5 protein-coding genes and 1 pseudogene are annotated in these 6240 nt (G+C 56.4%); 2 read left to right on the forward strand and 4 right to left on the reverse strand.

Translation table 11 applies throughout. The features are described 5' to 3' along the window. Positions 1-9: 9 nt before the first annotated feature. The 3 genes from ABJO75_RS24140 to ABJO75_RS24150 form a co-directional block, all read right to left on the reverse strand. Positions 10-990: a TRAP transporter substrate-binding protein gene (locus ABJO75_RS24140; RefSeq protein ID WP_348127765.1), complete on the reverse strand. Its 981-nt coding sequence runs from the start codon at positions 988-990 to the stop codon at positions 10-12. Positions 991-1076: 86 nt separating this feature from the next. After that, the gene (locus ABJO75_RS24145; protein WP_348127767.1) at positions 1077-1958 is read right to left on the reverse strand and encodes an NAD(P)-dependent oxidoreductase; all 882 of its coding nucleotides are present in this window, start codon (positions 1956-1958) and stop codon (positions 1077-1079) included. Between the two features lie 47 nt (positions 1959-2005). Next, a complete protein-coding gene (locus ABJO75_RS24150) occupies positions 2006-3493 on the reverse strand; it encodes an aldehyde dehydrogenase family protein (protein WP_348127770.1) in 1488 nt (495 codons plus the stop codon). A 325-nt stretch (positions 3494-3818) separates the two neighbouring features. Between ABJO75_RS24150 and ABJO75_RS24155 the strand changes: the two are divergent. Further along, positions 3819-4501: pseudogene (locus tag ABJO75_RS24155) on the forward strand (IS6 family transposase). A gap of 198 nt (positions 4502-4699) precedes the next feature. Further along, on the forward strand, positions 4700-5482 hold the full coding sequence (locus ABJO75_RS24160) for a nuclear transport factor 2 family protein (RefSeq protein ID WP_348127772.1): 783 nt from the start codon (positions 4700-4702) through the stop codon (positions 5480-5482). Positions 5483-5499: 17 nt separating this feature from the next. Here the strand turns inward: ABJO75_RS24160 and ABJO75_RS24165 are convergent, their stop codons facing one another. Beyond that, positions 5500-5811, reverse strand: coding sequence for a helix-turn-helix transcriptional regulator (locus ABJO75_RS24165; protein WP_348414045.1), 312 nt, complete (start codon positions 5809-5811; stop codon positions 5500-5502). Positions 5812-6240 lie beyond the last annotated feature (429 nt).

The following is a 6240-nucleotide window of genomic DNA, read 5'->3' on the forward strand; positions in this document are numbered from 1 at the left end:
GCCAAGGTCTCAGTCGAAGTTCACAATCGAGTCGACGAGGTCCTTGCCATAGGTTTCATAGTAGCCTTCATAGGCACTTGCGATCGAGGCTTGGAAAGCCGCTTTCTGCTCGGCGGACAGCGCGTTGACTTCCATCCCGCGTTCCTTGAGCGTTTCGACACCGGTTGTTTCGACATTGTCGACATAGCCACGCATTGCGGCAACGGCTTCGGTCGCGGCCGTTTCGAACGCGGCCTTCTGCTCGTCACTCAGCCCTTCCCAGAACGGCTTGGACACCAGCAACACCGCAGGCGAATAGACATGGCCCGAGAGCGTCAGGTATTTCTGCACTTCATCGAGCTTGACCGAAACAATCACCGAAAGCGGGTTTTCCTGTCCATCGATGACCCCTTGCTGAAGCGAGGAAATGACTTCGGGCCATGCCATCGGTGTCGGAGCCGCACCCATCGCGTTGAACGCGGCGAGGTGAACAGGGTTCTCCATCGTGCGCACTTTGAGGCCCGCGACATCCTCCGGAGTTTCGATGGCGTTACGGTTGTTCGTGATGTGGCGGAAGCCCTGTTCACCCCATGCCAATCCGTGCATGCCGACATCGTCGAACTTGGCGAGAATTTCCTGTCCGATCGGCCCGTCGAGCACAGCGCGCGCATGATCAAGGTCTCGGAACAGGAACGGGATGTCAAAGACGCCGGTATCTGGCACGAAATTGGCAAGGGTGCCTGAGGAGACGATGGTTGCTTCGACGGTGCCGATCTGCAGACCTTCGATTACTTCACGCTCGCCGCCAAGCCCGGAAGACGGGAAATGCTTGATCTCGAAGTCGTCGCCGGTTTCGGTTTTTACGACCTCTTCAAACTTGGTAGCGGCAACGCCGTAGTGGCTGTCAGGTGCAAGGGCATAGCCGATCTTTACTTCGGTTTGTGCTAGAGCGGGCAAGCCCATTGCAGCGAGAAGGCCGGCAGATGCCAGCGCGCGATATGCGAATGTCATGGAAGTCCTCCCAATTAAGGTATCGTGTTGCTACACAAGGCAACTATCGGTGGCAACCCCTGCAAATGTGCATGAGGCGGGTGTTTTCAGCTGTCCGGCTCTTTACGGAAAAGGCGCACCAGTTCAGGGACAAAGGCGTTGCCCTGATCGTCATTGACCGGCGCGGCCAAAGCCTCTGAAACCCCGTCGGCAACGGTTGTTCTGGCCCCGGATGCTTTTGACATATCTCGATAATAGTTGATATCCTTCAGTGCGTTAGATACAAAGAAGGGCAGGCCCTCACGATCTTGATCAATGATGTAAGGGGCCAACCGGTCGAGCGCGACACTGGCTCCGCCACCATTGGCGAGCACGTCGACAAAGACCTGCGGATCAACCTCGGCATCGGCGGCCTGCGCGGCGGCCTCTGCCAGCAACGTCATGAAGCCGACCGAGACATAGTTGTGCAAGAGTTTGAGACGATGACCATGCCCGAGAAGACCAACATGGTCGACCTTTTCCGTAAAGGCAGCGAGCACGGGACGGACCTTGTCCAGCACTTCGGCGCTACCACCGGCAAGCAGGTTCAAGGTGCCCTCGTGCGCGTGCTTGGCGGTGCGTGTCATCGGCGCGTCGATATAGTCGCCGCCCGCCTGCCGTACAATCTCGGCCATGCGCAGCGTCGAGTCAGGGAGGGCGGTCGAACAATCAACAACGACCGCGCCGGACTTGATCGTAGAGGCAATCCCGTTTTCGCCTGTAATGATCGCCTCGACCTGTGGAGACCCGGTGACACAAAGGATGACCACGTCGGCAATCGCCGCGATTTCCGCAGGGGTGGCGCAGGCGCTCGCCCCCAACGAAGTGAGGTCGTCGGTCGGCTGGTTGCCGGGGTGATCGAGAAAGCTCAGCGTAAAACCGCCGCGCATGAGAATGTTGCGGGCGATACCATGACCCATGAGCCCGACGCCGATGATGCCGACATGCATTTCAATACTCCTTATGTCTTGGCGAATGTTGCAGTGCGGTACAGGCTTCAGTCGGCATTGATCCAGATCGCCTTGGTGTCGAGATATTCTTCCATGTGCTCGGTCCCGCCTTCGCGGCCATATCCCGACATCTTGACGCCGCCAAAGGGGACCGCCGGATCAATGGCGTGATACATGTTGACCCAGACAGACCCGGCCTTAAGACGGTGCGCCAGCTTGTGTGCCGTACCGAGATGAGTGGAAAACACCCCTGCGGCCAGACCATAGGGGGTGGCGTTGGCCCGTTCTACGACCTCGTCAATTGTGTCAAAGGGCATGGCGGAAATCACCGGGCCGAAAATCTCTTCTCGTGCGACGCTCATCTGATCGGTCACCCCGCCCAGCACCGTAGGGTGAAAGAAGTGCCCGCCAGCAAGTCCCGGCCCTTCGACCCGCCCGCCACCGGTCAGAACCTGTGCGCCTTCTTGTGGGCCGGCCTCGAGATAGCTAGCGATACGGTCAGCCTGACGTGCCGTGATGATCGGCCCGATATCCGTATCGTCGTTGATGCCGTGCCCGATTTTCAAAGCGGCGGCATAGTCGGCGACGCGGCGGAGGAATTCGTCATGGATTTCGCGGGCGACGAAAAGCCGAGACCCGGCGATGCAGATCTGCCCTGAATTGGCAAATACCGCCATGGCTGCCACAGGGACGGCCTTTTCGATATCGGCGTCACGACAGACCACCACCGGGGATTTCCCGCCAAGTTCCAGCGAGACCCGCTTGAGGTTGCCCGTTGCCGAGCGCGCAATCGCCTGCCCGGTCGCGGTCGAGCCTGTGAACACGATCTTGTCCACGCCCGGATGTTCAGCCAGCGCTGCGCCCGCATCGGCCCCAAGACCGGTGACGATGTTCAGAACACCATCGGGAAGGCCAGCCTCTTGCATGATCCGGGCAATCATCAACACGGTCAAAGATGCCTCTTCAGATGGTTTTAGCACTACGGTACAGCCGGTTGCGATGGCTGGTGCGATCTTCCAGATTGATCCGGCAATAGGCGCGTTCCACGGGATAATCGCGCCCACAACGCCAATCGGTTCGCGCACGGTCTGGGAATAGATTTCTCCCGGAAAGGAGTTCGGAATCGTTGCGCCGTGGATCGCCACGGCTTGACCGGCATAGAAACGCAGCATTCCCAGCACGCGGCGGCTGTTGGCCAAAGTGCGTTGGATCGGCATACCCATGTCCAGCGTGTCGGACAGGCAGAGGTTTTCCCACTCTGTCTCAAATCCTTCGGCGATGCGCAATAGGAGGGCTTGCCGCTCGAAAGGCGTCCACTTTGACCAGGGGCCTTCGAATGCCTTGCGCGCAGCGGTCACGGCGGCATTGATGTCGGCTGCGCCGCCCTTGGGAACAGACGCCAACAAAGAGCCATCTGCGGGGTTTCGAGCCTCAAGCACCTCGCCAGAGCACGCTTCGCACCACTGTCCGTCGATGAACATCTGGCGAAACCCGCCGTCGTAGAGAGCCGTTGCAGCCGCGCTCCAGTCTTTCATGTCACAGATACCTCGCATGGATTTGTTTCGCGTCCGTACCGACAGTTCGCGATAGTCGATTTTGTCAGGCAGACGCAGCGGTTACTTACACTCGCAGGTTTAGAAAAGGCCAGACGATAGATGGGTGTTGTCACATTAACGGGCCTAGGGTTTCTGGTACAATGATCGGTATTGCCCAGTTTTTTCCGGTTTGATCTGGTAATGAAAATCGGAGGAACATCCCGCCCCACATGGGTAGTGTCGCAAACGTTCTGATTACCGTTGTGTCTGGATACAGCCCAGTCCAAATGGCGCGTTTTCGAAAGCCGATATCAGGATTGAGAAGTTGATCAGCTTCAAAGGCGCACACTACCCGAAATCTGTGATCTTATACGCGGACTACCTCTATGTTCGGTTTGGTGTCTCGTACCGCGATCTTGAAGAGATCATGGCCGAGCGCAGTGCCGTTGTCGATCACGCAACTCTCAATCGATGGGTCGAAAAATACGCGGGCGTGATCGACAATGAGGCTCATCGTCGAAAGGCCCCGACTGGTCAATCCTGGCGGATGGACGAAACTTGCGAAAAATCGAAGGGCGCTGGATGTACCCCTACCGAGCGATCGAAAAATGCGGCAGAACCCTTGATTTCATGCTGTCTGAGCATCGCGCTGAAGCGGCAGCAACCGCGTTCTTCGCCAAAGCCATCGCCAACAACGGCTGGCCGCAGAACGTTGTCATCGGCAAGAGCGGATCAAATACGGTCAGTCTGTTGAACGTGAACTGCCTGCTCGTGATGTGCGGCTGCTGTTGGTTGATCACTGTTCGGCGAACAAAATATCTCAACAATATTATTGAGCAGGATCGCCATTTCATCAAGAAGATCACCCGCCCGATTCAGACCTTACAATCGCTGAATTCAGCTTCGGCTACGCTTGCCGGGATCGAAGTCGCGCACATGATCCCGAAAGATCAGTATGACCAGTCAAAGAAGACTGGATTTGCGCAGTTCGCAGCACTCGCGGGATAAGTGTGCCCAATGGTATAGCTACCTTCGCCAGGGCTGAAACTTTGCGACACTACCCATTGCTGCCGTTAATAGCGGTATGGACGGCCCAGAGCTGTCTTTGGTGCTATTGTTACGAAGAACCGGTTCGCTCGATACCCCGTCGACAATTGCCTTGCGAGTGACTGTGATTGCACCTTTGCGGCCGCGTGGCTTAGCAGTATGAAAAAAGCAGAGGTGGACAAAGTGGTATCGAAACGAGATCTGGTTCAGAAACTGCTAAGAGGTATAGAAACTGGAGATCTCGCTTCGGCGGCCATCGTCAACGAAGCGAAGTACATCCAGCACAACCCCCAGACGCATGAGGGAAGTGAAGGCCTTGCAGCACTGTTCGAACGGCTCTCAAAAACCGTCCCACACGTGACCTTTGTGAGGGTTTTTGAAGATGGCGACTTTGCATTCGCACATAATCAGTATGATTTCTCCAGCCTAAATGTGGCGTTTGAAGTCTTTCGGTTTGAGGACGGTCAAGCTGTTGAACATTGGGACAACATACAATCCCAAATAGGCCCCAATCCGTCGGGTCGAGGCGTGTTGGATGGCGCCACAGCCATCACTGATCTCGATAGGACAGAGGACAACAGGGAGCTTGTCCGTTCTTTCGCCGAAAAAGTTCTTGTCGGGAGGCATTTCAACCTTCTTGAAACATACCTTGACGACGGATTGATCCAGCACAATCCAGAGACCGCTGACGGCGTGGCAGCACTGCGCGCGGCGATGGAGGTCACTGTTGGTGGAGACCCGGTGATCAGATACACACAGGTCCACCGCGTGCTTGCAGAAGGCAACTTCGCGCTTTGCATGAGCGAAGGATACAAAGCAGGTGTTCACACAAGTTTCTACGATCTCTTTCGCGTCGCTGACGAGAAGATCACGGAACACTGGGACACGATTGAAACCATCGCCCCACGCAGCGAATGGAAGAATGACAATGGCAAATTCTGAGATCCGGTCTCGCTGCGTCAGCCGTTCACTTCAATCCTTCGATACTCCGATGGGGACAAACCGACCTTTTGTTTGAAAAACCGGGTGAAGTGTCCCGGATAACTGTATCCCAGCTTCAGTGTTATTTCGGTAACGGAACAATTGTTCTCGGCAAGCAGTCTAAAGGCAAGTTCGAACCTTGCGCTGTCGATCAACTCTGAATGTGTGGTTCCGACCTCTTTCAGCCTGCGTTGGCAGGAGCGAACACTCATGCCAAAAGACCTAGCCAATGCCGCAAGCGCAATGTGCTGACTTCCGCCTTTCGGTTCAAGTGCAGCGAATTCAACCATAGTCCCACACCTTACCAGTTCGCCGACCTCGCAGCGAAGGTCAGCTAATGTGGAATCGAGTCGGGTGCGATGAGCCCGCTTCGGGCTGACAGCAGCCAATCACGCGCAGAGGATGCCTCGGGCCGGTCTTAATGTCCCTGCTAGGTCCGCAATGTGCAGGAAGCGGGTTTTGCAAAGTGCTGTGGATTTTCCGACGCCGGATCCTCGAGCTGAGTGCGGCGAGCGGCAGATCCAAGCGCTCTTCTCTCTTCAATCGTCAGCCGTGATAGCGCAGGATCAGGGATCGGCGCCTAGGGTCTGGACCCATTGATTTCAGGCGAGCATCATGATTCACCGCCGGAAAACTGAGCGGTGATATGTCTGATCTTTTCTGGTTGAGCGACGCGCAGATGGCGCGTTTGAAGCCCTATTTTCCGAAGTCGCACGGCA

This window comes from Sedimentitalea sp. (assembly GCF_039973035.1).
In the GTDB taxonomy this organism is placed as follows: Bacteria; Pseudomonadota; Alphaproteobacteria; order Rhodobacterales; family Rhodobacteraceae; genus Sedimentitalea.